Consider the following 25,359-nt stretch of genomic DNA (forward strand, 5'->3'; position numbering starts at 1 on the left):
ACGGCGATTATTTAATTTTTTCAGTTGCTTATTTGATTACCAGTATTACCCAGCTGGTTGTGTCTGGTGTTGATTTTTTGTTTTCAATTCGATTCCTTCAAGTACCCTCCGAATTTCATTTGCTTTTGACATGATTCGATGTAACTCGGTGGTATCACGTTTCAACAGGTGATAGTGGAAACGTTGAAGGTGCATAATGTATTCTTGCAGCGCTTGGCTGAGATAATCTAAATTTTGTTCGAAGATTGGCGCCCACATCTCAGGTGAACTTTTCGCCAATCGAACTGTCGATGCAAAACCACTTCCGGCGAGTGCAAAAATGTTCTTTTCATCTTTCTCAATATCGAGCACCGTTTGACCCAATAAAAATGAGCTCACGTGCGACAAGTGTGATACATAGGCAACGTGTTTATCATGTTCGTCAGACTCCATGAAGATGGTATTCATTCCAAGCGCCTCGAACACTTTCAATGTCAACGCCAAAGCTTGTGGCGCGGATTTTTCACGTTCACATACGATGTTTGTCTTACCACGGAACAATCCTGAAAATGCTGCGGTCGGGCCAGAGTTTTCTGTACCTGCGATGGGATGTGCAGCGACAAATTGATCTCGCTTAGCATGCGTTGCCACAGCTTTACAGATCAGATTTTTCGTAGAACCTGCGTCAATCACAACAGCATCTGCTTTGATTTGATCAAGAATCGATGGCAATAATTGACACATTGCATTCACAGGAATAGCAACGATAATCAAGTCTGCCGTTTGAAGGGCGTTGTCGGTCAAATCTATTTCATCGACTATCCCGAGTTCTATTGCCTTTGCTGCATGATCCGAATTGCGATCAACACCAACCAAACTCGTAGCAATCCCCGCCTTTCTTAAGTCGATGGCAATCGATCCGCCAATAAGTCCCAAACCAATAACTGTGGTTTTCATATTACTTACTTTACGACTATTTGTTCAGTGTGCTTCGCTTCGAGGTGTTTTTGAATTCTTGTCAATGCTTCATTGAGCGACTCAACGGTACAGCAAAGTGAAATTCTGATATAACGTCTTCCGGCTTCACCAAAAATAAATCCGGGTGTGATAAACACTTTTGTTCCATAGAGAATCTCATCAATCCATTTCTCTACATCGGTAACATGCGCTGGTGCTTTTGCCCAAACAAAAAGACCAGATTGTTTTTCTGCATACGTGCAACCTAATAGATCGAGTAGCTTTTTGCCAACGGCTTTACGTTCAGCATAGACTTTGTTCAACGCCGTAAACCACTCTTCACCATTCTTCAACGCTTCCGTCGCAGCATCTTGCAATCCTAGAAACATCCCTGAATCCATATTGCTTTTAACTTTTAAAACAGCGTCGATATATTCTTTCTTTCCAGCAACCCACCCGAGACGCCATCCTGCCATGTTATGCGATTTGGATAACGAATTTAACTCGAGTGCTACCTCTTCAGCACCTTCGATACTTAAGATGCTCATTGGAGAATCGTTAAGAATCAAACTGTAGGGATTGTCATTCACAATCAAGAACTGATGTTTCCGTGCAAGGTCGACGAGTTCCTTCAACTCTTCGCGTGAGGCCGTGCGACCTGTTGGCATGTGCGGAAAATTCACCCACATCAATTTCACCTTCGAAAGATCACTCTTCTTGAGCGCATCGATGTCGATTCCCCAATTGAGGTCTTCGCGAAGATTATACGGTCTTAATTTCGCGCCTACCAAATTTGCAACCGACGAATAGGTTGGATACCCCGGATTAGGAATAAGCACTTCTTCGCCATCGTTAAGGAAAGCCATCGCGATATGCATGATACCTTCTTTCGATCCCATGAGCGGAAGAATATCTGTTTCGGTATTTAACGCAACGTTGTAAGTGTTTGCATAAAAATCAGCAATAGCTTTTCTAAATGCAGGAATACCTTTGTAGCTCTGATATCCGTGGTGCGCTGGATTCTTCGCCGATGCAATCAACGCGTCGATCACCGGCGATGACGGCGCTTGATCAGGGCTACCGATACCAAGGTTGATCACCCGTAACTCCGGCGTATCGAGTGTGCGGACTTCAGCAAGTTTTCTACTGAAGTAGTACTCTTCTACGTTGGCAATTCTATTGGCTGTTTTAATCATATCTTTCTTGTATGCGTGTCGTTCAAAAAGCGACTTATTCTTATTTCTTGTAGTTCAAATTACTTGTACTCGATCTTCGCCTTCTTATACTCACCAAGCACATTCAAATTCTTCACCTGTCGCAGCACTTGTTTTAGTGCGTCATCATAATTCTTTCGTTTCTTCCACTCAACATCGACGTGAATGGAGTATTCACTTGGCTTGCCGATGATTGGAATAGATTGAATCTTGGTAAGGTTGATGCTATTATTTTTAAAAGTCATCAGTGCATCGGCAAGGCTTCCTACTTCATTGGCAACTTCGAAATACATCGAAGCTTTATTTGACGTAGCATTGTCACTACTCCGTTTTGTTAAAATCAAAAAGCGTGTAAAGTTCTTCTTATGCGTTTCGATTCTTTTCTCGAGTATCTGCAGTCCAAACTTTTTAGCGGCAAACTCATTCGCGATGGCAGCTGTGTCTTTTAGCTTCAGTTCCTTCACGCGCTTTGCTGAAAGTGCAGTATCATCGCTTTCTCGAATTTCAACACCTTTCAATGCATGTAAAAATTCAGTACACTGGCGAATTGCCATTGGATGAGATTCTATGCACTTAAGATTTTCAATCTTAACACCTGGCAATGCCATCAAGTGCATATGAATGGGAAGATAAAGCTCACCGATGATGCTAAAGTGATAGCTCTGCAACAAGAAGTAGTTGGGCAAAATGCTTCCTGCAATAGAATTCTCAATCGCCATAACGGCATAGTCAGACTCACCGTTCTTCAGACTTTCACACAGTTGATGAAACGTAAGACACTCTACCGTTTCGACTGATTCACCGAAGTATGTAAACGCGGCTACTTCGTGAAAGCTCGCTGTGATTCCCTGAATTGCTACTCTTGTTTTTTTCTTCTTTGCCATTTCTTTACTGTGTCTTCCGTAATCAATCGCCCCATTTAAGAGCCGATCGTCAAACTATCTTTTGATCGTGTATTCGTACATCGTGGTCAAAAAAAAAGTCCCGGCTGCCCGGGACCTTTTTGAGTTTCTTTGTTATTTATCTTTAACAACGCATCCTCTCTAAAGTCCCGTTCGGGTACTAAAGAAGTAGTAATAAAAATAAAAGAATGTGTTGCTTTTCATATCAAATTGATATAAGTCAAAGATAAGTGCAATTTGTCAGGAGTTCCAAACAGGCTTTAATCTTTTTACAAATTTTTGCAAATTTTTTAATAGAACTAATGCTTGTTAGCGATTTAATAGTCGAAATTTTCAACAGTTAACCGCCGCTTATGTGAAGTTACTGTTATGTATCGTGCTGTGCTTGTACCTTGTTTCCAAAATCAAAAAACATGAAAGCAGTTATCAAAGCCTTCTTATTTATAAGCATCATTGCGCTATTAAGTTGTGGTAACAAACCGCAAGAAGCCGCGGGTGACCCAGTCCAAGAAGAAAGTGCGAATGCAGTTTTAGAACGTGAGATCGACAAGATTCACATGGACGCGATGGAGAAAATGGAAGAAATTCAAAAAATTCGCCGTCAGCTTAAAACGACGCTTTCGGATTCTGTGATGACTGAAACAGGCAAGGCTGCTATTGAAAAATCAATTGCTACTTTGGACTCGGCTGATAAGCTGATGATGGATTGGATGCATAAATACAATCCCCTCAACGATAGTATTGACGGCGTAGAGAAAGCGCGCGAGTATCTCGAAAACGAAATGGTGAAGGTGAAGAAGCTAGACGCGGAAATGCAAGAGGCAATTGAAAAAGCGAAAATCTAAATTCGTATTGATACAAATGGCCTAAATGGTCAACCTCAAAGCCGGTGATCATTCAATTGCGGCATTTAAAAACTAGGCTTTCCGCTTTACCCTTTAAGCTTAAAGCTTATTTTTGCCGCACAAACGATCGCTATGGAAGACATAAAACAAGTACCGCTGAATGATCTCCACGTGAACCTTGGAGCGAAAATGGTTCCTTTTGCTGGGTATAACATGCCTGTGCGCTATTCATCCGACATTGAAGAGCATATGACGGTGCGCAATGGCGTCGGCGTGTTCGATGTTTCGCACATGGGTGAATTTACGTTGAAGGGCCCGGATGCCTTGGATCTCATTCAACGCGTGACGAGCAACGATGCTTCAAAACTCATTGACGGCCAAGCACAATATTCATGTCTGCCGAATGAAACGGGGGGCATTGTTGATGACCTGATCGTTTATAAAATAAAAGACAACGACTACCTCCTCGTGGTCAATGCCTCCAATATTGACAAAGACTGGAATTGGATCAGCAGGTTCAACACAAAAGGTGTAGACATGAAAAATATCTCTTCGGATATATGTCTTTTCGCCGTGCAAGGTCCTAAAGCGGTAGCGACATTACAGAAACTCACCGCCGCAGACTTAAGCGCTATTAAATATTATCACTTCGCAATCGGTGATTTTAGTGGCGTGAAAGACGTGGTCATGTCTAATACAGGGTACACCGGTGCTGGCGGTTTTGAAATTTATGTTGATAAAGCGCACGCGGAAAAAATCTGGAAAGCAATTTTCGAAGCCGGAAAAGAATTCGACATCAAACCAATCGGGCTTGGTGCAAGGGATACACTTCGTCTCGAGATGGGTTTCTGTCTTTATGGAAATGATATCGATGACAGCACATCACCCATCGAAGGTGGCTTAGGTTGGATAACAAAGTTCACCAAAGAGTTTACGAATTCAGCTGCGATTAAAAATCAAAAGGAAGCCGGCGTAAAACGTAAGCTTGTTGGATTTAAGATGATCGACAAAGGCATTCCGCGTCATGACTACCAAATTAAAGATGCCAGTGGAGCAGTCATTGGAAAAGTAACGTCCGGAACACAATCACCAATGCTATCGATTGGTATTGGACTTGGCTATGTTACCACAGAAAATTCATCGGTAGGAAGCGAAATCTTCATTGACGTTCGCGGCCGCGCATTAAAAGCTGTGGTGAGCAAACTCCCTTTAATAGCATAGACTCTTCCTTGTTGAATGCATATATATGTTTTTATGTGCATTCAACGTTAACACATCAACACTGCAACACGTCAACGCACCTATGAAAACCATCGACGTATGTCTAAGTCCTGACTTGATGCACCTTTACAAAGTGCATGACAGAACCGTTGTTGTTGTCGATATATTTCGCGCTACATCGTGCATGACCACCGCGTTTGCACATGGCATTGGCAGCATCACACCATTTGCCAAGCTAGAAGAATGTCTGGCCATGAAAAGTAAGGGCTATTTCACTTCAGGTGAGCGTGACGGAAAAAAAGTAGATGGTTTTGACCTTGGCAATTCTCCATTCGAATACATGGCTGAAGAATTGAAAGGAAAACATATTGCCTTCACCACCACGAATGGAACACAGGCGATCGCAAAATCGATCGGTGCCAGAGAGATTGTCGTCGGTTCATTTTTGAATTTATCCGCCGTCGTAAACTATTTACGTCAGAGCCCTAATAACATTCTTGTGGTTTGCGCTGGATGGAAAGGCAAAGTCAATTTAGAGGACACATTATTTGCAGGCGCCATTGTTGAATTGCTGAAGGATATTTACATGCCAGAGTGTGATGCTCCAACGGCAGCACAGCATCTGTACAATCAGGCAAAGCACGATATGGTAGACTTCCTGAAAGATTCAAGCCACGTTCAGCGTCTGGCAAAATTGAACATCTACAAAGACATTGAATTCTGCCTGACACCAGATCAATATGACGTGGTTCCGCGGTTAAAAGACGGCGTGCTTTTAGTCTAAGATTATACGCGTACGTATATTTTCTTTTTATCCATCACATATCCTATCGCCCAGTTGATCAGCATAAACGTGAGCGCGAAGGCTAGCGATGCGTTGATTGGACTCATCACGCTACCATAAAAGTCTTCAAAAAGCCAGCCGCCAAACGTTTTATCTCCCACCGGAATAATATAGAACAAAGTGATCAGTACATCAGCGAGGATGTATATGAACAAAGGATTTCGCCCGAACACAACAAAGAAGTTTGTCCATTTTACTTTCTTGAGAATTTCGATCACGTAGATTAATGTTCCGATAAACATCATGTCGATGCCGACGGTAACAAGGACGAATGAACTTGTCCAAAGTTTTTTATTGATTGGAAACGCCATGTGCCAGGTAAGGGCAAGCACTACTGCACCCGCACCGTACAACATCAACTTGGCAATCGTCTCAAAATTATTTCCATTTTTTCTAATGAAGTCGCCAGCGAGGTATCCGAATGTAACATTGACAATCGCAGGTAACGTGCTGAGAATTCCTTCAGGATCGAAAGCAACACCCTCACCATGATAAAGATGATTATCACCTAACAGCAATTTATCCATGTCGTTTCCAATAAATCCTGAGAGGCTGTACGGATCATTGGGATCTCCAAACGCATATACGACGATCCAGTACCCCAACAATAACAGTCCACTGATAATGACGATAAGATTTTTCGAGCAATAGTGAATAATAATAGAAGCGAAGAAATAACACAACGCGATTCGTTGAAGCACGCCTGGTATACGCGTATGTCCAATCGCTTTAAACTCACCTGTTCCAAAATTGTAAAACGGGAACCATGACAAGAGGTAGCCGATCAAAAAGATGATACACAGACGTTTTATAGTTCGCGTCCAAAAGATACTTTCCCCTTGTCCTTCATACTTATACATCACGAAAGCCAACGCATTGCCGACTGCAAATAAGAAAGATGGAAATACCAGATCAGTAGGTGTGAATCCATGCCATGGCGCGTGTTCTAGCGGTGCATAGATGTGGCCCCAACTACCTGGGGAGTTTACAATGATCATAAAGCACACGGTCATGCCTCTGAAAACATCGAGTGCGAGATAGCGCTGATTTTCTGCCATAGGTGTCGGAATAAAGTTCTCTACTAAACTGTGGCAAATTTCCCATAGGCGCAAGAGCACATGGACACACTTTTATTATTCGAATGCGACAGATATTGAATTGCGTGATTTAGCGCATTAAGTAAACTGCTTACTGAAGCTTGGGGTTATCGCGGTGGCGGTCTTTATCACGTATTGTCTTCTTCTCAAGGTTTCGTTTGAAAGATTCTTCGAGGTTAACACCGGTTTGATTTGCCAGACAAATAACCACCCACAACACATCGGCAAGTTCATCGCCTAGATCCTTGCCCTTATCAGATTCTTTTTCTGACTGCTCTCCGTAACGACGTGCAATAATCCGCGCAACTTCGCCTACCTCCTCCGTTAGGACAGCCATGTTCGTGAGCTCGCTAAAATATCGAACCCCAATTGTTTTTATCCATTCATCAACTTGTTGCTGTGCTTGTTCTATGGTCATGTAGTGTGTGTTGGAAGGGTTTATGGTAATTCTTCAAAATCGATATCGAGCACTTCATATTGTCGATATCCTATAAAGTCAAAATGCCACCATTCGGAACTGTTCACTTTAAACCCGTGCTTTTGCATGGCATCAATAATGAGTTTCCTGTTCTTACGGGCTTCCGGATCGCTGATAGGTGTAGAAGGCCAGGCTTCTTTTTTAAACGAATCATATGGCGTCGGCATTTTTAATTCTTCGCCAGTCTTTAGGTAGATCAACGTCATGTCGATAGCACATCCACGATTGTGACGCGAGCCGCGATAAGGTGACGCAACATAAGTTGTATCTTTATACACTTCATAAAATTTCACCGTCGCTTTATAGGGTCGGTAAGCATCGAAGATTTTTATTCCCAACCCTTGCGTCTCTAGATCCGCCTGGACTTTTTTCAACGCATCGGCTACCGGTTTTCGCGCATACGCTTTGGAGAGATTGTAAATTTGTTCACCTGTAAAATTATTCGTTGTCGCATACCGTATGTCTAGCACAATACCAGGAATGTGCTTCTCTAAGTCGATCAACGTTTTCTTCGGATCGAGTTTTATCGCTCTCAAATAGTCTGCCTTGTTCGAAACCTTTAAGCCATACTTATTTTGGGCCACAACAAGCGACGTAATACAAAGGCAAAACAATGCAGCGACAATATTTTTCATAGTACTACTTCAAAAGATTTTGATACAACTTATAATTTTCTTCATCAAAACAGCAGAAGATCACTTCCTCGATATACATCGCTGATGCGTCGAAACGCGTTACTGTGTCGATCGCAATTCGCGCAGCTTTTTCCTTCGGAAAATGATAAATGCCTGTGCTGATGTTTGGAAACGCAATAGTACGAACCGCATACGATGTGGCTAATTTCAAGCTATTGTGATAGGCACTCGTCAATAATTTTTCTTCATTATGATGGCCACCATTCCATACCGGCCCTACCGTATGAATCACAAATCGCGCTTTCAGATTTCCCGCCGACGTGATCACCGCTTCACCTGTTTCGCATCCTCCTTGTTTATTTCTGATGAGCATACATTCGGCTAAAATTTTCGGTCCGCCAGCACGATGAATCGCGCTATCAACACCGCCACCTCCCAGCAAACTTGTATTGGCGGCGTTTACAATCGCGTCGACCGAAAGCTTTGTGATGTCTCCCTGTTGCAATATGATTTTCATACCTTGTTCTTGGTATCGATAACAATGGTTACGGGGCCATCGTTCAGCAATGAAACTTTCATGTCGGCACCGAATTCGCCAGTTTGAACCGACCTTTCTAGCTGCAGTTCCACCGTGGCTACAAATTTCTCATACATCGGTATGGCGACGTCAGGCTTTGATGCTTTTAAATACGAAGGACGATTACCCTTCTTTGTACTTGCATGCAATGTAAATTGGCTTACAACAATCACGTCGCCGGCAATATCTTTGACACTAAGGTTCATCACACCAGCATCATCGTTAAAGATTCTCAGGTTGATGATTTTCGCAGAAAGCCATTCGATATCTTCTGCGTTGTCGGCGTCCTCAATTCCTACTAAAACCAAGAGTCCTTTTTTTATAGAAGACTTCACCACGCCATCAATCGTTACAGAAGCTTGTGAAACCCGTTGAACAACTGCGATCATTCTTGCTGTTAATTAAAACTGTTGCAAATCTTTCGATTCATGAATAAATAATCCAGGCTGTTCTTTGGATGCAAATGAAAGCATTGCCCGCGCCACTTTCGCCGACTCTATTGCTTTGAAGCGTTTCGGAATTAAAAATCCAAAGTACTTATAGATGAACTTAGCGGAATCTTCACCGGCACGTTTTTCATCACGTGATCCAAGCAACAGCGATGGTCTAAAAACATGAACGGTAGGAAAGCCAACATCTTCAATCGCTTCTTCAATTTCGCCCTTTACCTGATTATAATAAATAGAAGACTTTTTATCAGCGCCCAACGCAGACACTAGCAGATATTGTTTTGCTCCTTCAGCTTTGCAAAGTTTTGCTAAGAGTAATGGATAATAAAAGTCAACTTGATAAAATTGTTCCTTCGAGCCAGCTTTCGCCATGGTTGTACCCAAACAACAAAAGACATCATCGGCAATCAAGTGTGTTGATCTTTCGCCGATTGCGCCGAACTCCGTTTTGATTTGAGTAAGCTTCGGATGTTGTGGTAAATCTGTTCTCGTTACGGCGATAACTTTTGAATATCGTTCGCTAGCCAAGAGCAACTGAAGTAGTTGCTTTCCGATTAGCCCCGTGCTGCCTGCGATTAGCGCTGTCTTCATAGCGCTTCAATTGAGATTTGATTTGCTTTCTCCCACGCTACGAATTTTTGTACTTCGTCGGAAACACTTTTGTAAACGGTTGTTAAAATACCCAGATCATCCGTGATGCCGAGTCCTGGTATCCAATCCGGAATAAGATCGATGGGATTTACAAAGTATATTACAGCGGCAGCGATCAACAGCAAAGCTTTCCAAGGTACCTCTCGATACTTTCCCGTAGCATAAGCTTTCAACATGCGGCCCATCGTGAAGAACATTTCTTTTAGTTCACCACCTTTTACCTCTTTCCAATTAACGCTTCGAATTTTCTGTGAAAGGTCTACAACAAGTTTTAAAACACGCCCAGGTTTCCCCAACCATTTTGAAGCTTTGTTAAGGGCTATCTTAAAAAAAGGATTGTTGCTGCCCATGTTTGATATAATTTAGAAAGTTTGCTGAATTTCTTTCTTGAGCTCCGACAACGCGTGTGCGATAGGGTCGACGCTTTTATTAACTGACTTCTCAAATATTTTCTTTGACAAATCAAGACTCGTGGCTTCCGGCTTCATTTCCCCTGCTGCATCGTTTATGCTTACGATCAAATCTTCCTTGGCGTTCTTCACGATATTCCAAACGTGCTCACTCATGTAGACTTGCTGCGATACATTATGATTATATTCATTACGAATCTCTGTCAATAGCAGTTGGTGAAATTCTCGTGCCGCGATACCTGGGGTATTTAGACGCACCAGCAGATTCTGCGGCGAAATACGCTCCAGGAATAATGTGATACGTTCATATGCCTGAAGGCGGCTTGGCAAGATCGTTTCGATGCTGCGACCGCGAACCTCAAGCTTACGCATTTCAATTTCTTTATGTAAAAACGATCTTACAATGAGATAAGCTGCATACAAGAAAACGAAGGTGGGAACAAGAAATTTTGCAAACTCAACAAGTGCGTCCATAGGTAAACTAAACTTTATTTAAGATTTGAAAGTTAATACTTTTGCGGGAAATACTGTTGACCGATCTGGCAACACCACCAACGGTTCACGGTATATTTCTGGCGGCAAACCAATAACGAACATGTTCGATCAACTTCAACCAGTTACAATTTCCCAACGGGCAGCCGAAGAAATCCGGAAAATTATGACGTCAAAAAATATTCCGGCCGATTATGGACTGCGTGTGGGCGTTCGTGGTGGTGGCTGCGGGGTTACGTTAATTATCGGTTTCGATAAGAAAACGGAAAAAGATCTCGCCTACATCATCGACGGTATCCCTGTATATCTTGACAAGCGACATACGATGTACATCATCGGCAAGGAAGTAGACTTCTACGAAGGGGCTGACTCACGCGGATTTATGTTCGTTGACAGCGCCACTAAGAACGAAACCGTGTCTTCCTAGCGACGTCGCGTCAAGAGGATCGTAGCTTTTTTGCACTTCCCTCCAATCGGCGGATTTAATTTCGAAATCTTAAGCTCGACAATGGCCACGGGTGGAAGCATTTCCAAAACATCCGACACTATCTTTTCTGCCACCGTCTCTAATAATTTCGAGGGCTTTTCCATTTCATCTTTTACGATTTTGAAAAGCGTCTCGTAGTTCACTGTACCGCGCAGATCGTCATGCGCTGCGCCTTGCGTAAAGTCAGTCTCTACCGCGATATCTATTTCAAAAAAATTTCCAGATTCACGTTCGTGCGGATACACACCGTGATAAGCATGAAACTCTAATCCCTCGAGGGCAATACGTCCGTTCATCCTATCTCGTCAAAAAAAGATTTTTGTACTTTCCGCGGCTGAGGTACATCAACAGGTGGTAGTGTAACGTGTTGCAGCACGATTTCTTTTTCAACAACCGGAACTGGTTCGGGTTTGAGCTTACGATCGAAATCAATATTCGGGAACGCTAATTTTTTGGCTTCACGTTTAGCCATCGCCAAATGCTGATCCGGATTAAAATCCTTAGACATGTTTTTAGCTCTTTCAACTCTTTCCATCGTTTCGTTGGCCATGCGTTTAAGATCAGCCAATAAATCCTCTCGCGAAGATTCTAGCTTTTTGTAGCTCTCAACCAAAATACGAAGGCGGTCTTCCATTTCGTCAACAATCTGACGAGCGCGTTCATCTGATTCCTCGATTGTGTCTTTTGCTTTGCTCTTGGCTTCATTCAACATGGCCTCAGCTTTAAGCTGCGATTCCTTCAGGTGAAGTTCTGCAGCCGTGCGTGCCTGTTCTATTACACTGGCGCCAGTGTCTTCCGCCGTCTTCAAGGTTTTATAGAGTGACGTTTCCACTTCGCGAAGTTTTGTGACTTCACGTTCCGTGGCTTCCAACTTGATGCGTAGTTCTTTGTTATCGTCCGACATGCGCTCCCATTCCTGAGAAAGGGTTTGTAAGAAGGCGTGAACTTCTTCAGTCTGATAACCTCGAAAATTCCTTTCGAAGGTCTTCTGACGGATTTCAAGTGGTGTTACTCTCATAGATATTTATAGTTTAAAAAATGATGTTCCAAACGGAAATGGTGCGGTCATCGCCAGCACTCAGCAGTTGATCATTGTAGGGTGTCCAAAGCAGTTTATTGACGGAGTTTCCATGTCCGGCGTGCCTTGCGCGATCAATCACTTTCAAGAGTTTAAAGGTCGCGGCATCCCACACCTTAATGGACTTATCCATGCTACAAGTTACAAAATGTTTACTATCCGGGCTAAAATCCAGGTGATTTATCGCAAACAGGTGCGCTACCACCTCTGTTGAGAGCGTATATCCACCGTTAGAATCCCATGATTTTAGCCGGGCATCGCGTGAACCACTCACCAATAAGGTGCCATCGGGCGAATATCGGACCACAAAAACCGAATTTGTATGCGCCTCCCACTCTTGTTTTAACGCCATCGTTTCCAAATCCAGAATCCGTATTCTGTTGTCGCTGTAACCGACGGCTATCTCCGATCGTTCAGCGCTAATCGTCATGCACCTAGCACTGCGTTCACTGTATTTTACCTTCGCCTCGATCGTAAGCTCACGCAGATTCACTTTGATCACCTCGCCGTCGCCCGTTGCTATCCAAACCCAATTTCCCAACGACTGAATATCAAAAATGGACCCCTTCGTTAATTGTAACGACCCGATTTCCTTTTTATTCTGATAGTCGATCACATGAATACCATCGTAATTATGACCCACTATCAGCGTGTTGCTGAACTGATGGTAGTGCAAGGCATACACCGAGTTCGGAAGTTTAGCGACGACCTCACCATTTTCCGGATTGCGTAAATCCCATAAAACAACCATGCCATCGCCAGATCCTGAAAAAAAAACTGAGCTTTCAGCAGAAGGCTGGAGTGTATAAACACAGTCGCGATGACCGGTAAGTGTATTGCGTTTTAAAACTTCTATTTTCGACATTATGCGCTAAAGAAGCCGAAAGTTCTAACTTTCGGCAGGTTTTGAAAAGAACTTTACACATGCCCTTAGAAAAAATCGTACTGGAACAAGACCGTGCCTTAGGACTGTGGCTCATCAACGAAGACGAAAACGCACTAGTTCCGCATCTTTCCGAAGAAAAAATTCCAGAATCTTTTACGAATCCCAACAAACGCCTTGAATGGCTGAGCGCAAGACTATTGGTTAAGGTGCTTCTTGAAAGCTGGGGACTTCCCTACCATGGTATTGCCAAAGACGATCATGGCAAGCCTTCCGTCGCGGTTCATGGCTATCATCTGTCCTTAAGCCATTCCTACCCTTACGTTGCCGCACTTATCGACAAACATCAGCCGGTCGGTATTGACCTGGAGCAGCCCAAAGCTAAATTATTGCGGGTAGGTCCGCGTGTATTACATCCCGATGAACTTTCGGACGCCGGCAGTGACCTTGTTAAACATTGTATTTATTGGTGCAGTAAAGAGGCGCTGATCAAGTTCTATGGCAAAAAAGACCTTACACTAGCGGAAAACCTCATCATTAGTCCCTTTTTGAAGGAAGATGCGGGGGAGATTACTGGTAAGATTATTGTAACAAGTGACGTTACAGTAGTACCTTTATATTATTCGGTACATCCGAATTTTGTAATGGTATTCAATAAAAGAATAGCAACATGAAACGAATTGTGCTTTTGTATTTATTAGCGATTTCATTTCAACTCAGCGCGCAGAAAGTCGTTGAAAATTTCACGCTAACCAATGCGCTTACCGGCGAAAAAATTTCGTTGAGTACCTATCCTTCCTGTGCAGGAATGGTGATCATTTTCACAAGTAACAGCTGCCCTTACGACGAATATTACCGCGCGCGAATTCAGAAACTCGTGAGCGATTATCATGACAACGTTCCTGTGCTGCTCGTCAATTCACTCGTTGATGGCAATGAATCAGTTGAGCAAATGAAAAAGAAAGCTCAGCAATCCGGCATCAGCACACCTTACCTTGCCGATAAAGATCAAACACTAATGCAACAACTTGGCGCGACAAAAACGCCACATGCCTTCTTATTAAAAAATAGTGGCGGAAAATTTACCGTAATTTACAGTGGATCGATAGATGACAACGCTCAAGTAGAAGGTGATGTACACCACACCTATCTTAAAAATGCAATCACCGCGATGCTCGCCAATCAAAGTATAGACGCGGCTGATGTGAGACCTGTGGGCTGCACCATTCGAAAAAAATAAGAGCCGTAAGTTAACGTATTAATGAAAAGGCCTGCGATGATTAGCGCAGGCCTTTTTTTATTAGATATCAATCGAATCGTATACGATCACTTTCTCCCACAGATGAGAATAGTTCTCTACGAACTTTTTATGAATCGGATGTACTTGATAAATATCTTGACCTGCGACATCATCGAAGAAGATTAGTTCTGATGCGCTGTAGGTAGCATCAACCACAGGACGGATTTCGGTGCTTGCTGGAACACCAATGTGAATGCTTCTTACACTTTCAATTTTCTCCAGTGTACGAAGTCCTTCAATAAGTTTATTAAGATCTTCTTTTGAGTCACGGTTTTTCAACCAGAAGAATACATGGTGCGCGAGCATTTTCTTATTTTTTGATTCCATAGATTTTGGTTCTTGTGCCGACAGTGAAAACCCGGAAGCCGTCGCCGTAAGTGCTGCGGCAGTTGCCAGAAAAGTCCGTCTTGTTTGTTTCTCCATACTGATTTACAATAATTGTCGCCTTGAAAATAAATCAAAAAAACTGTCTCTGCTAACAAAAAGTCAAAACGACTATTTTAAACCATAATAAGCAATAAGCTCGTCGAATGTGATGTCGACCCAGCTATTAACCTGCGGCGCTTTTTTAGGATCAAAAAATATAATACTCCATTCCGGCGCACCTTTCTGTCGAATGTCTAAAACCCAGGTTTCAGATTCACCCACAAATCTGATATATCGTTTTTCAGCTTCGATTGTCTTAATTCCAAAAGAGTCGAGCGTTAGTGTCCCTTCTGACTGATAAAAAGAAGCATCGTCGGCAATGGTAGAAAAATCTTCCTCTCCATTTTCTTCGATCATCGATTTGATCTGTTCATCGGTAGGGCTGACAACGACCGCGCAAACTGAGTTTACTTCTTGTATATCTTCAACTGCGACGTTTCCCGTGACCAGGTAATTTCTAAAATCACGGAAGCGCTCATACGTTGAGTCGTTTGGAATACTTTTAACAACCGCCGCATCTCTTTCTACGGCCATCGTGTCAACATTTGCATCCTTAGCTTTCTCACGGTTACAAGCAAACGTTAATGTAACCAATACAACTACCAATATTTTTTTCATACGCAATGAGAACTAATCCTATAAAACCGGGGCGCTATACACGTTCGGTCTATGCAATTCCATAAATCGATCAGCCACTGCCAATGCCTTAAACCCATGACGACTGTAGAGTGTGTGCGCATCGCTGGTGACCAAAACCATTCTTCTTAATCCTTTTAATTCTTCGAGTCCGAAAACAAACTCCATCAGCGATTTCGATAAACCCTTTCCACGGTAACCTTCATCTATAAAAACATCCGCCAGGTAACCAAACGTTGCATAGTCAGTAACGACTCTGGCAAACCCAACTTGTTTCTGATGATGGTAAACCCCAAACGAAAGCGAATTTTCGATACTTCGAACAACAACTTCTTTTGGAATTCCCTTCGCCCAATACGAACGCTGCGATAAAAAAGCGTGAATATAATCTACATCAAGTAGCGATTTGTCGGTACTATAGGTGAACTCTCCCGATTCAAAATTCTTCATCATATTCTGTCAGCTAATTTTTAATACAATCTTTCCAAACTGATTACCCGTTTCCATTCGTTGAAAAGCTTCTTTCACTTGATCGAGAGGATATACTTTATCGATCACTGGTTTGAGATTTCTGCTTTCAAGGAAGTCGAGCATCGACAAAAACTCATCTCTGGTTCCCATTGTTGATCCGAGAACAGAAAGTTGCTTCCAATAGAGCAGCCGCGTCGATAGCTCGGAAATATTCCCTGCCGTTCTACCAAAGTTTACGATGCGTCCGCCCGGTGCTGCAATCTCTATGAGCTTATTAAAATCATTACCCCCTGCGCTATCGATAATGATGTCAAATCCGGCGCTATCCTTTTCCGCTTTCGCTGCCCACTCGGGGTCTTTGTAGTTGTAGCCACCCAACGCACCCAACGATTTTGCTTGCGCTAGTTTTTCATCCGAGCCCGATGTGACGAAAACCTTTGCTTGATAAGCAACTGCAAATTGTAAAGCCCACAGTGCGGCGCCACCACCAATACCTGTGATGAGCACACGTTCTTTCGAACGGAGACGCGCCTTCGAAAACAAAGCACGATAAGCAGTCAACGCCGACAATGGTACCGCGGCAGCTTGTTCCGACGTCAGGTGCTCAGGTTTTTCGAAGATATATTTTTTTGAAACGACAATGTATTCCGCGAATGTACCATGATCAGGAAACCCAAGGATTCGAAATTTGTCACCTTGAACAATTGGATTTTCTCCCCAGTCAAGACTCGGATTGATCACTACTTCACTACCAATCCACAAGTCGTCTACATCCTCCCCTACGTCTTCAATCACGCCACAGCCGTCGGAGCCAAGAACAATACCCTCCGACAACACTTGTGTTTGTTCTTTCATAATCCACAAATCACGATGATTAAGCGCTGCATATTTAAGCTTGATCAATACCTGATCTTTTGTTGCCTTCGGTTTTTTAATGTCTTCAACCACCAACGGCGATGTTGGACTTTTAAAAAGTATTGCTTTCACAAATAATATTTTTAAAGAATAGAACGATCGGGAAAAGAACTTGGCCGATGTTAAAAGAAGAAGTTCAAAAAAAAGTTGCCTGACCGTAGAGATCAGGCAACCAAATTATTTTACGCGAATGATATGATTCCAACCATGAATGTCTGGCTCTAGTCCCATGCGGATGTTATGCAACTTCGCTTTCACTTTTGATTGGAAGCTATCAGCACCCGCTACTGGTATTTGATGATCGTATCCATTAATATGAATCACGGCGATAGGCGCTACAACGGCAGCGGTACCTGCACCGAATGCTTCTGTAATTTCGCCACTCTTCAAGCCTTTTTCAATTTCCTCAACGCTCACACGGCGCTCTTCGATCTGAACACCCATATCTTTCGCCAGCGTTAATATCGTGTCGCGCGTCACACCTTCGAGAATAGCTGATGTCAGCTGAGGTGTAACCAATTTTCCATTGATGACGAACATAACGTTCATCATCCCTACCTCATCGATATACTTGTGCTCCTTATGATCGGTCCATAGCACTTGATCAAATCCTTCCTCACGTGCAATTTGTGTGGGATAGAAAGCGCCACCGTAGTTACCGGCACATTTTGCAAAACCAGTTCCACCTTCTGCCGTGCGTGTAAATTTTGTCTCAACCTTCAAGCGGTAAGGTTTAGGTTGGTACGCTGCCACTGGGCTGTTCATGATAATGAACTTAAAGTGATCAGCAACTTTTACCCCGAGGCGCGCTTCAAAAGCAAACACCAACGGGCGGATATAAAGGGAAGATCCTTCTGACTTTGGTATCCATTCTTTATCAGTTTCTACCAAAGCGTGAAGCGATTGGATAAACATCTCTTCAGTGATGATCGGCATACACATGCGATCAAGTGAACGATTCAAGCGCGCACTATGCTTGTGCGGACGGAAAATATTGATGTTGCCATCAGCCATCCAGAAAGCTTTCATGCCTTCAAAGATCGATTGTCCATAGTGCAGTGAAAGCATCGCAGGGCTCACAGAAATATCTGCAAACGGAACGATGGTAGGTTCATGCCACTTACCGTCTTTGAAATCAGAGACGAGCATATGATCGGCAATGTATTTACCGAATTCCAGGTTATTAAAATCTGTTTCTTGGATTCTGGATTTTGCAACCCGTTGTACGGGAATCGTGGTCGTGATGGTAGTCATATATCGTTAAATTATCGCGTCGACAATTTCTTAATAATCTTCTATAATTCTCACAAATTTCTTCAAAAAAGCCCTCGAGTCGATTTAGACCCGCCTACGTAGTGTGCAAAATCGCCTGATGAACCTGGTTTAGCGCCGTCACCGCGATGGCAATATCTTCGGGTTGTGTCTTCCAATTGGAGATTGCCGCCCGAATTCCTGGTTTCCCTTTGTACATTGTGGGCGTAAAGAACACTCTGCCGTCGTCGCGTATAGCGGCCAAAAATGTTTTGATCTCATCCATCGTAATGACACCTGTGAGGGTAAAGCAAACAACATTCATTCTCACCGGCGCCAAAAGTTGAAAACGATTGGAAGATGCCTCAAGCGCATCGGCCAATAACTTCGCTGCATCACAGTTGCGTTCAATCATCTCGCGATATCCCTCCCATCCATAAGCGAGTAAAGTAAACCAAGCTGGTAACGCGCGAAAGCGCCGTGAGTTTTCAGGTGTGTAGTGAAAGTAATCGGGGCTTGCCAACGGATCGCCAAGGTAAGCCGCACTATTTTGAAATACCTTCAGTTGCAGTGCCTGGTGACGCGTGAATTGCATCGCCGCATCGTAAGGCACATTCAACCATTTATGCGCGTCAACGGTGATGCTATCTGCATGATTCACACCGTTCATCAAATGATCGTACTTATCAGAACATGCCGCGAAAGCACCAAAAGCTCCGTCAACATGTAGCCAAAAGTTGTACTTCTTCTTCAGCTTACCAATAGCGATCATGTTATCAAAATCAACCGTATTCACTGTTCCAGCATTGGCAACGACAATCACGGGATGATTGATTTCTTTCAGCACATCTTCCAGCGCATTTACGTCAATCGCTTCCCTTCCGTCCATGGTTGGAACATGAATCATCGATTTTCTACCTATGCCGAGCATGGACATCGCTTTGAATATACTGGAGTGAGGTGTCGCACTTACAACCTTAATTGGTGCTTTATCTGATATTCCATCTTGGCTAAAGTCTATACCAAATTGCTCGCCCACCCATTGCCGACCGATGGCGAGCCCCACGAAATTTGACATCGTAGCGCCCGTGACGAATGATCCAAAGTATTCCTCATCGATGCCCAAGAGTTGTTTTAGAAAATGAAGTGTTTGTCGTTCCATCTGTGGCGCAATGGAGTCATTACTTCCACAAGCATTTTGATCGTATGCACTCACAAGCCAATCACCTGCAATGGATGCTGGCGTGGACCCACCGGTAACAAATCCGAAGTATCGTGGCCCGGCGCTATTCGCCATCTGTTCAGCGTAATAATTTGCAAAAAGGTCGAGCACGGCAGACGCGCCGATACCAATCCGTGGCATATCATTCAACATCACATCTGGAATGTAGCGACCAGGAGCCATCTCCGTTTGATTGGAAAAATACTCATTCGCCAAGCGCAACGACTTTTGTAAAATGGTATCGAGTTGTTGAAAGTCGTGGTGAAGTGTGGTGTTAAGGTATGACATAAGTGGCTATTCGATAGTGAGGTTTTTTCGTTCAATTTTTTGGATGATGCTTTTTCATTTCGTTCGCAATAGCATGCGCGTTTGCATCGTTACTTTGCTCGAGATGCTTAATGATCGATTGATGATTTTTTGCATCACGATTTTGTGATAGCTTATAACTTGCTTCCATTCGCGAAATCTCAATTTGAAATCCTACCAACGCGCGGAGGTTTTGGTTAACGTATTCATCAGAAAGTGATTCCATCGTTACAGGATGCTCGACGTGCGCTTCATAGGTATCCAACAGATCTTTCAACGACTGGTATAGTTCCTCACCTTCGATTGTTCGAATTGAACCATATACATGTACTGCGATGTAATTCCAAGTTGGTACATTTTGATGATCGTACCATGACGAGGATATATAGGTGTGCGGACCTTGAAAAATAGCCAGCACCTCGTTGGCATTTTCGAACGACTTCCAACTTTTGTTACCGCGCGAAACATGTCCCGACAATATGCTTCCGTCTGCGGACAGCTGCATCGGAATGTGAGACGCCCATAAAGATCCTTCCACTTGTGATATCAATGTGCCAAATCCATTCTCTCGAATGAAACTTTTCGTCACTGCTTCATCAGGCTGCTTAAAATGATTGGGTGTGTACATAATTTCTTAATAGATACATTCAAGGCCTTTTCCAACAGGCTGTACAGAAGCCATTACATCATCTTTAATATTGGCTCCAGCGGTCTTCTCTAACACCCAGCTGATCAGGTCGAGTGCTGCCAGACATCCTGCTGCTGTCGCAATGTTCCCGTGTGTAACAAGCGGTTTCTCTTCGACTTCAACACCAAATGATTTCAATGCTTCTACCGCTGTTGGATACGTGGTCGCAGAAATGTCGTTGAGCAAACCCATGCCCGCAAGCAACAAAGATCCTGAGCACATCGAGCAAATCACTTGCTTTTCAGGATTCAGTTTGAATCGCGTCAGATAGGATTCGTCGCGCATTAGTTTGCGTGTACCCGCCCCACTTGTAAAGAAAACAACGTCAGCGGTGTTAGCTTCTTCAATGCTACCATGCGTATCGACAAACAATCCTGTCTGAGATTGATGGCGCGGTGCTGTTCCGAGAATCTTCACCTCCCATTGCTTATCACGGAGGCGAACCCGGTTGAATAAATCCCAAGGAAGAAATAGATCGATGTCAGTAAAGTTATCGAACACTACGAGGGCAACTGTTTTCATGAATTATTTTTTTTTAAAAGGGTAGTACACTTTTCGTTCGTTACGTCACGACGACAGCCTTTTTCCGAGAATGATGAGACTTCGTTCGACACCATCAAGCTCTGCAACATTTGGAAAGTTTGCCCACTCCGTAAAACCAGCTTGCTTAAAAAGCTTAATACTTGGCTCGTTGTGCGCGAAGATGAATCCCAGCAATGTTTTGATGCCGAGTGGCGAACAACGCTTCATCGCTTCGTTCAGAATTTCCTTTCCATATCCCTTCCCTCGCGCAGCGGTGTCGAGGTAAATACTAATCTCGACGGTAGCGTTATATGCAGGTCTACCGTAGAAAGACTGAAAACTCACCCATCCAATTTCGTGTTGCCCAACAGAAACCATCCACAGTGGTCGTTTCGTCGGAGAATGTTCATCAAACCATTTTCTACGGCTATCCACCGTTACTTCATCAGTATCGGCGGTGACCATGCGCGAGGCGATGGTGGAATTATAAATAGCCACGATTGTTGGGAGATCGTCGAGGGTGGCGTCGCGAAAGTGCATGTTAGTATGTATATCGAAGTTTCATCTCAGCTTTTGCTAAGACCATTAATAGTCAGTTCAAATCTTTCCTCATGAGCCAATCGGTTTGCGCATCGTCGCCGAGCATAAACACGTGTTCACTAAATTTCTTAAATCCATTTTTCTCATAGAAGCGGATAGCCCTGGGATTGTGTTCCCATACACCAAGCCATATCACCTCTACTCCATCTTCTTTAGCACGGCGGATACACTCCTGCATCAATGCATTGCCCACACCACCACCGATATAATCTTTTTCCACGTAGATGCGCTCAATTTCTATTGCCTTACCCTGTATTTCAACTGGATTACCGCCTCGTCGAAGTCGGGCAAACCCAACGCATTCAGCGCCATCGTGTAATAAAATAGTTTGAGCGTTCGTATCAAGGAGTTCTTCCTTTACTTTATCTGAAGAGAAATTCTTCTCGATATAACGCTTCATATTTTCAGCGGTATTGAACGCACTGAAAGTATCAGAAAAAGTTTTACTACCCAATCGCTGCAGCAAAGGAGCATCGTCGATGGTTGCAATACGTATTGAAAATACAGTCATGACTTACAGTTCAAATAAAGATAACTCCATTTTAACGTCGCTTCTTTTATAGGGTCCGTCAACCGGTACATCAACGAATCCAATTTTTCGATATAGTGCGAGCGCAGGTTTAAGTTTTGTGCTTGAATACAAAATGATTTTCCGTGCGCCTTTTGATTTAGCTTTTAAGATTGCAGCCTCAGCAAGTGCCTGTCCAACTTTCATCCCGCGAAACTTCTCATCGACCGCCATCTTCGTGAATTCGTACACACCTTCTTGTACATACTTGAGTGCCACTGTCCCCGCAATTTCTTTATCAACATATGCCATCAATATTGCACCACCGTGAGCAATGATGTATTCTTCAGGATGCTGCAGCACTTGAAAGTCAATCGGCTCCATCCAGAAATGTTCTTCGATCCAAGCGCGGTTTAGTTTTTCAAACCACGGTTGGTGAAACGAAATGTAATCTTCTACACGAATCGACACATGCGTCGTGGTAACATGCTTTTCCATAACAAGGTGTTTATCGATCTGACAGTTGGGCTCTCCATGCATCACGCAATTGATATCCTCGATTCACAACGTAGATACCGGCGACGGTAAGTGCGAAAGCAATCACCGTGTTGAGGTTTAATTGTTCATCAAGTATAAGCCATCCTAGAAACACAGCGACCAACGGGTTGACATAGGCGTACAAAGACACGATTGTCATTGGGAGCTTTCGCAATACAAACGTATAACATGCATAGGCGACGACAGAGCCAAGAATAATGAGATACACCAACGCATAGGCAGCTTCTGGCGTCCACCGAACGGTTTCAAGATCGTCGAAAAATAACGAGAAAGGAATTAGCCACACGCCACCAAAAAACATCTGAATACCGGCATTCAAAAAAGGGTCCGATGTCGTTTTATCTTTCTTCAACCAAATGCTTCCACCTGCCCAACTGATCACGCCAACAAATACCATGATGATTGACAAGAGATATGTTGGATTGGCAAACTCAGAAATATTTTCACCAAAGATCATCACAATACCTGCCAGTCCCATCGCTACACCGAGCAATATCGGTACCGTTGGTTTTTCGTCTTTATTAATGGTGAGGTTTATAAGGATTACCATTACCGGCATGAGCGAACAAATAATGGCAGCAATACCACTTGGAATCTCTACTTCAGCCCAGGCAACCAGCCCGTTTCCGAGAGAAATCATAAAGAATCCTGCAATCGCTTGACGTCTGATTTCGCGCCATGACGGTAAACTTGTTTTACGTACGAGCATAACTCCACCCCCGAGAATCAAACCAGCAATGATCTGTCGGATCACGACAAATAAGAATGGCGGAAAATGTGTTACGGCGATGCGCAAGGCCAAGTAGGTCGTGCCCCAGATCAAACAGATGGAAACGAGCGCAATGTACGGAAGAAGTAAACCCTTTTTCAAAGTATGAGCGGTTGTGGTGAAAACTTGCTGACACTAATCAGTTAACAAAACTTGTGATTTATACGGCAAAAAAACAGTTTCAGTTTTTAGTATTTTGACCATATCAGTTTTAATGTGACAATCAACTCGCAAAAGTCAACCGGATGTATATGAACATCTGTCACGGTTCATGCTTACGTCATCCGGATGCTGAACATCTCTGTTGTAAATAGAGAACTAATAGGTATTTTTGACGCGATTCTCTATTTCGAAGATGTGGGCGACGATCGTTATCTTTGACTTATAAAATCGTAAGCCACCGCGTTAAGACGCCAAGCCCCTTGCTAGTTATGGTATTCAGCTCCACTGTTTTCCTATTTTTATTCCTCCCTTTTGTACTTGTCCTGAATTTTATATTACCACCGCGTTTGCGGAATTTCTTTCTGCTCATTGTAAGTCTTGTCTTTTACGCATGGGGCGAGGGAGCGTTAGTGTTGGTGATGATTGCCTCGACCATGATCAACTACTTCGCCGGTCTTGGGATATCAGGTTTCGCACATCGTCCGAAAGTTTCGAAAGCAATTCTTGCAATCGGCATTTGCATCAATCTACTCCTACTTGTCTATTATAAGTATCTTGGATTTATCGTTTCAAATCTCCCGTTTGAAATTCCTGAGCTTGCATTCAGTAAGACCATGGCGCTCCCGATTGGAATTTCGTTCTACACTTTTCATGGACTTTCCTATCTCGTTGATATCTACAGAAAAGGATTACCGGGCCAGAAGAATCCTTTTGATCTAGGACTATATATTGCATTTTTTCCACAGCTTGTCGCCGGTCCTATTGTAAGATACTCCGACATCGAATCACAAATTCGAGCACGGCAAGAAACATCTCAAATGTTTTTTGAAGGGATCATTCGATTTATTCAGGGGTTCGCAAAAAAAATTCTCGTTGCCAACACAGCCGCGCTTATCGCAGACCGAGCTTTTCAACAATCGAGTGACGGCATTTCGATATCAGCAGCTTGGATTGGTGCCATCGCGTATATGCTGCAAATTTATTTTGACTTTTCGGGCTATTCAGATATGGCCATTGGATTAGCTAAAATGTTTGGCTTCACATTCAAAGAAAACTTCAACTACCCGTATACGGCTATTTCCACACAAGACTTTTGGAGACGATGGCATATCTCATTGTCGACATGGTTTCGAGACTATCTCTATATCCCGCTCGGCGGAAATCAGAAAGGTCCATTCCGCACCTATCTAAATCTGTTTATTGTATTCTTCGTCACCGGGCTTTGGCACGGCGCAAGTTGGAACTTTGTTGTGTGGGGACTTTTTCATGGTCTTTTCTTAATTCTTGAGAGAAGTGAAATTATTCGAACAGAGAAATTTCCATCCGTGCTCAAACATGTGTACGTAATTCTGGTTGTGTTGGTAGGCTGGGTATTGTTTCGCGCGGATAACCTTAGTCATGCTATCCAATATCTGGGCAACATGGTCGGAACCGGTTCTCGTAAAAATGATGTTGCTTTTGTTATGCTAAACAACTACAGCATTTTTCTTTTACTCGCCGGTGTTTTCTTCTCCATGCATGTAAAATTCCCGAAACGATTATCTTCTCACCGTGATGGTGGGCTCGTTCAGCAATCAAGTTTTCGACTGATCGGCATTGTCGTTATCCACATGCTACTTTTCATGTTTGCCATATTGGAGTTAGCACAAGCAAACTACAACCCATTCATTTATTTTAGATTTTAGAAAATGTTGAAATGATGAGCACGAAGAATCTACGTTTTGAATTTCCGATCATAATAGTACGATATGCGACGATCGCAATCTTTAGCGCAATTCTAATCACGCCAATGTTCATTCAAGTTTTTGATTTGGCACCTTCGCAAA

Annotated in this window: 33 protein-coding genes; 7 read left to right on the forward strand and 26 right to left on the reverse strand. The window is 43.3% G+C overall.

Going from position 1 to position 25,359, the window contains the following annotated elements; all coding sequences use genetic code 11:
* Nucleotides 1-45 precede the first annotated feature (45 nt).
* Genes DQQ10_RS19465 through DQQ10_RS19475 form a run of 3 tightly spaced genes read right to left on the reverse strand, consistent with a single transcriptional unit; the run spans nucleotide 46 to nucleotide 3,034 of the window.
* Nucleotides 46-936 (reverse strand): prephenate dehydrogenase, encoded by an 891-nt coding sequence (locus DQQ10_RS19465; RefSeq protein WP_112748594.1) that lies wholly within the window; start codon nucleotides 934-936, stop codon nucleotides 46-48.
* Nucleotides 937-941: 5 nt separating this feature from the next.
* Nucleotides 942-2,132 (reverse strand): pyridoxal phosphate-dependent aminotransferase, encoded by a 1,191-nt coding sequence (locus DQQ10_RS19470; protein ID WP_112748595.1) that lies wholly within the window; start codon nucleotides 2,130-2,132, stop codon nucleotides 942-944.
* Between the two features lie 59 nt (nucleotides 2,133-2,191).
* On the reverse strand, nucleotides 2,192-3,034 hold the full coding sequence (locus DQQ10_RS19475) for a prephenate dehydratase (RefSeq protein ID WP_112748596.1): 843 nt from the start codon (nucleotides 3,032-3,034) through the stop codon (nucleotides 2,192-2,194).
* Nucleotides 3,035-3,465: 431 nt separating this feature from the next.
* Here DQQ10_RS19475 and DQQ10_RS19480 point away from each other — a divergent pair, with 431 nt between their 5' ends.
* The 3 genes from DQQ10_RS19480 (at nucleotide 3,466) to DQQ10_RS19490 (ending at nucleotide 5,902) form a co-directional block, all read left to right on the forward strand.
* Complete coding sequence (locus DQQ10_RS19480) at nucleotides 3,466-3,897, forward strand: hypothetical protein (protein ID WP_112748597.1); 432 nt, start codon at nucleotides 3,466-3,468, stop codon at nucleotides 3,895-3,897.
* A gap of 132 nt (nucleotides 3,898-4,029) precedes the next feature.
* Nucleotides 4,030-5,118 (forward strand): glycine cleavage system aminomethyltransferase GcvT, encoded by a 1,089-nt coding sequence (gene gcvT, locus DQQ10_RS19485; RefSeq protein ID WP_185147041.1) that lies wholly within the window; start codon nucleotides 4,030-4,032, stop codon nucleotides 5,116-5,118.
* Between the two features lie 82 nt (nucleotides 5,119-5,200).
* Entirely contained in the window at nucleotides 5,201-5,902 is a 702-nt protein-coding gene (locus DQQ10_RS19490; protein WP_112748664.1) for a 2-phosphosulfolactate phosphatase, read from the forward strand.
* A 2-nt stretch (nucleotides 5,903-5,904) separates the two neighbouring features.
* Here DQQ10_RS19490 and DQQ10_RS19495 read toward each other — a convergent pair whose 3' ends face one another.
* The 8 genes from DQQ10_RS19495 to DQQ10_RS19530 all read right to left on the reverse strand — a co-directional run bounded on the left by DQQ10_RS19495 (nucleotide 5,905) and on the right by DQQ10_RS19530 (nucleotide 10,733).
* A complete protein-coding gene (locus DQQ10_RS19495) occupies nucleotides 5,905-7,020 on the reverse strand; it encodes an acyltransferase family protein (protein ID WP_112748598.1) in 1,116 nt (371 codons plus the stop codon).
* Between the two features lie 130 nt (nucleotides 7,021-7,150).
* A complete protein-coding gene (locus DQQ10_RS19500) occupies nucleotides 7,151-7,477 on the reverse strand; it encodes a nucleotide pyrophosphohydrolase (protein ID WP_112748599.1) in 327 nt (108 codons plus the stop codon).
* A 20-nt stretch (nucleotides 7,478-7,497) separates the two neighbouring features.
* Nucleotides 7,498-8,172: a M15 family metallopeptidase gene (locus tag DQQ10_RS19505; RefSeq protein WP_112748600.1), complete on the reverse strand. Its 675-nt coding sequence runs from the start codon at nucleotides 8,170-8,172 to the stop codon at nucleotides 7,498-7,500.
* 4 nt (nucleotides 8,173-8,176) lie between these two features.
* A complete protein-coding gene (locus DQQ10_RS19510; protein WP_112748601.1) occupies nucleotides 8,177-8,689 on the reverse strand; it encodes an O-acetyl-ADP-ribose deacetylase in 513 nt (170 codons plus the stop codon).
* The gene (gene dtd, locus DQQ10_RS19515) at nucleotides 8,686-9,138 is read right to left on the reverse strand and encodes a D-aminoacyl-tRNA deacylase (RefSeq protein WP_112748602.1); all 453 of its coding nucleotides are present in this window, start codon (nucleotides 9,136-9,138) and stop codon (nucleotides 8,686-8,688) included. Before dtd ends, DQQ10_RS19510 begins: the two co-directional genes overlap by 4 nt.
* 12 nt (nucleotides 9,139-9,150) lie before the next feature.
* Nucleotides 9,151-9,789, reverse strand: a complete 639-nt coding sequence (locus tag DQQ10_RS19520) for an NAD-dependent epimerase/dehydratase family protein (RefSeq protein ID WP_112748603.1) — start codon at nucleotides 9,787-9,789, stop codon at nucleotides 9,151-9,153.
* Nucleotides 9,786-10,199 (reverse strand): YkvA family protein, encoded by a 414-nt coding sequence (locus tag DQQ10_RS19525; RefSeq protein WP_112748604.1) that lies wholly within the window; start codon nucleotides 10,197-10,199, stop codon nucleotides 9,786-9,788. Before DQQ10_RS19525 ends, DQQ10_RS19520 begins: the two co-directional genes overlap by 4 nt.
* A 12-nt stretch (nucleotides 10,200-10,211) precedes the next feature.
* Complete coding sequence (locus tag DQQ10_RS19530; RefSeq protein ID WP_112748605.1) at nucleotides 10,212-10,733, reverse strand: DUF7935 family protein; 522 nt, start codon at nucleotides 10,731-10,733, stop codon at nucleotides 10,212-10,214.
* Nucleotides 10,734-10,758: 25 nt separating this feature from the next.
* Between DQQ10_RS19530 and DQQ10_RS19535 the strand changes: the two genes are divergently transcribed.
* The gene (locus tag DQQ10_RS19535; protein ID WP_317047959.1) at nucleotides 10,759-11,178 is read left to right on the forward strand and encodes an iron-sulfur cluster biosynthesis family protein; all 420 of its coding nucleotides are present in this window, start codon (nucleotides 10,759-10,761) and stop codon (nucleotides 11,176-11,178) included.
* Here the strand turns inward: DQQ10_RS19535 and folB are convergent.
* From folB to DQQ10_RS19550, 3 genes are read right to left on the reverse strand one after another with little or no spacing between them, the layout of a single operon-like run.
* Nucleotides 11,175-11,534 (reverse strand): dihydroneopterin aldolase, encoded by a 360-nt coding sequence (gene folB, locus DQQ10_RS19540; RefSeq protein ID WP_112748606.1) that lies wholly within the window; start codon nucleotides 11,532-11,534, stop codon nucleotides 11,175-11,177. The two genes, DQQ10_RS19535 and folB, sit on opposite strands and share 4 nt — an antisense overlap.
* A complete protein-coding gene (locus DQQ10_RS19545) occupies nucleotides 11,531-12,256 on the reverse strand; it encodes a DivIVA domain-containing protein (protein ID WP_112748607.1) in 726 nt (241 codons plus the stop codon). The genes folB and DQQ10_RS19545 overlap by 4 nt, the downstream gene beginning before the upstream one ends.
* Before the next feature lie 13 nt (nucleotides 12,257-12,269).
* Nucleotides 12,270-13,181, reverse strand: a complete 912-nt coding sequence (locus tag DQQ10_RS19550) for a WD40 repeat domain-containing protein (RefSeq protein WP_112748608.1) — start codon at nucleotides 13,179-13,181, stop codon at nucleotides 12,270-12,272.
* Between the two features lie 59 nt (nucleotides 13,182-13,240).
* Between DQQ10_RS19550 and DQQ10_RS19555 the strand changes: the two genes are divergently transcribed.
* Nucleotides 13,241-13,873: a 4'-phosphopantetheinyl transferase family protein gene (locus tag DQQ10_RS19555; protein WP_112748609.1), complete on the forward strand. Its 633-nt coding sequence runs from the start codon at nucleotides 13,241-13,243 to the stop codon at nucleotides 13,871-13,873.
* Nucleotides 13,870-14,439, forward strand: a complete 570-nt coding sequence (locus tag DQQ10_RS19560; RefSeq protein WP_112748610.1) for a redoxin domain-containing protein — start codon at nucleotides 13,870-13,872, stop codon at nucleotides 14,437-14,439. The genes DQQ10_RS19555 and DQQ10_RS19560 overlap by 4 nt, the downstream gene beginning before the upstream one ends.
* 60 nt (nucleotides 14,440-14,499) lie before the next feature.
* On the opposite strand, the gene DQQ10_RS19565 is transcribed toward DQQ10_RS19560, so the two are convergent.
* The 12 genes from DQQ10_RS19565 to DQQ10_RS19620 all read right to left on the reverse strand — a co-directional run bounded on the left by DQQ10_RS19565 (nucleotide 14,500) and on the right by DQQ10_RS19620 (nucleotide 23,473).
* The gene (locus DQQ10_RS19565; protein WP_112748611.1) at nucleotides 14,500-14,922 is read right to left on the reverse strand and encodes a Dabb family protein; all 423 of its coding nucleotides are present in this window, start codon (nucleotides 14,920-14,922) and stop codon (nucleotides 14,500-14,502) included.
* A gap of 72 nt (nucleotides 14,923-14,994) precedes the next feature.
* The gene (locus tag DQQ10_RS19570; protein ID WP_112748612.1) at nucleotides 14,995-15,543 is read right to left on the reverse strand and encodes a hypothetical protein; all 549 of its coding nucleotides are present in this window, start codon (nucleotides 15,541-15,543) and stop codon (nucleotides 14,995-14,997) included.
* 18 nt (nucleotides 15,544-15,561) lie between these two features.
* The gene (locus DQQ10_RS19575) at nucleotides 15,562-16,014 is read right to left on the reverse strand and encodes a GNAT family N-acetyltransferase (protein WP_317047960.1); all 453 of its coding nucleotides are present in this window, start codon (nucleotides 16,012-16,014) and stop codon (nucleotides 15,562-15,564) included.
* A 6-nt stretch (nucleotides 16,015-16,020) separates the two neighbouring features.
* Entirely contained in the window at nucleotides 16,021-17,019 is a 999-nt protein-coding gene (locus DQQ10_RS19580; RefSeq protein WP_112748613.1) for a zinc-binding dehydrogenase, read from the reverse strand.
* 105 nt (nucleotides 17,020-17,124) lie between these two features.
* Entirely contained in the window at nucleotides 17,125-18,201 is a 1,077-nt protein-coding gene (locus tag DQQ10_RS19585; RefSeq protein ID WP_112748614.1) for a branched-chain amino acid aminotransferase, read from the reverse strand.
* 94 nt (nucleotides 18,202-18,295) lie between these two features.
* A complete protein-coding gene (locus DQQ10_RS19590; RefSeq protein ID WP_112748615.1) occupies nucleotides 18,296-19,708 on the reverse strand; it encodes a pyridoxal phosphate-dependent decarboxylase family protein in 1,413 nt (470 codons plus the stop codon).
* Between the two features lie 31 nt (nucleotides 19,709-19,739).
* Nucleotides 19,740-20,354 carry an FMN-binding negative transcriptional regulator gene (locus tag DQQ10_RS19595; protein ID WP_112748616.1) on the reverse strand — a complete coding sequence of 205 codons (615 nt, stop codon included), beginning with the start codon at nucleotides 20,352-20,354 and terminating at the stop codon, nucleotides 19,740-19,742.
* A 6-nt stretch (nucleotides 20,355-20,360) separates the two neighbouring features.
* On the reverse strand, nucleotides 20,361-20,936 hold the full coding sequence (locus DQQ10_RS19600; protein WP_112748617.1) for a DJ-1/PfpI family protein: 576 nt from the start codon (nucleotides 20,934-20,936) through the stop codon (nucleotides 20,361-20,363).
* A gap of 45 nt (nucleotides 20,937-20,981) precedes the next feature.
* Nucleotides 20,982-21,476: a GNAT family N-acetyltransferase gene (locus DQQ10_RS19605; RefSeq protein WP_112748618.1), complete on the reverse strand. Its 495-nt coding sequence runs from the start codon at nucleotides 21,474-21,476 to the stop codon at nucleotides 20,982-20,984.
* Nucleotides 21,477-21,528: 52 nt separating this feature from the next.
* Nucleotides 21,529-22,047: a GNAT family N-acetyltransferase gene (locus tag DQQ10_RS19610; protein WP_112748619.1), complete on the reverse strand. Its 519-nt coding sequence runs from the start codon at nucleotides 22,045-22,047 to the stop codon at nucleotides 21,529-21,531.
* Nucleotides 22,048-22,050: 3 nt separating this feature from the next.
* The gene (locus DQQ10_RS19615; protein WP_112748620.1) at nucleotides 22,051-22,542 is read right to left on the reverse strand and encodes a GNAT family N-acetyltransferase; all 492 of its coding nucleotides are present in this window, start codon (nucleotides 22,540-22,542) and stop codon (nucleotides 22,051-22,053) included.
* A gap of 10 nt (nucleotides 22,543-22,552) precedes the next feature.
* Nucleotides 22,553-23,473, reverse strand: a complete 921-nt coding sequence (locus tag DQQ10_RS19620; protein WP_112748621.1) for a DMT family transporter — start codon at nucleotides 23,471-23,473, stop codon at nucleotides 22,553-22,555.
* Nucleotides 23,474-23,880: 407 nt separating this feature from the next.
* Here DQQ10_RS19620 and DQQ10_RS19625 point away from each other — a divergent pair, with 407 nt between their 5' ends.
* Nucleotides 23,881-25,218, forward strand: coding sequence for an MBOAT family O-acyltransferase (locus tag DQQ10_RS19625; RefSeq protein ID WP_245970475.1), 1,338 nt, complete (start codon nucleotides 23,881-23,883; stop codon nucleotides 25,216-25,218).
* The last annotated feature ends 141 nt before the right edge of the window (nucleotides 25,219-25,359 follow it).

This window comes from Pseudochryseolinea flava, assembly GCF_003286915.1.
Taxonomy (GTDB): domain Bacteria; phylum Bacteroidota; class Bacteroidia; order Cytophagales; family Cyclobacteriaceae; genus Ohtaekwangia; species Ohtaekwangia flava.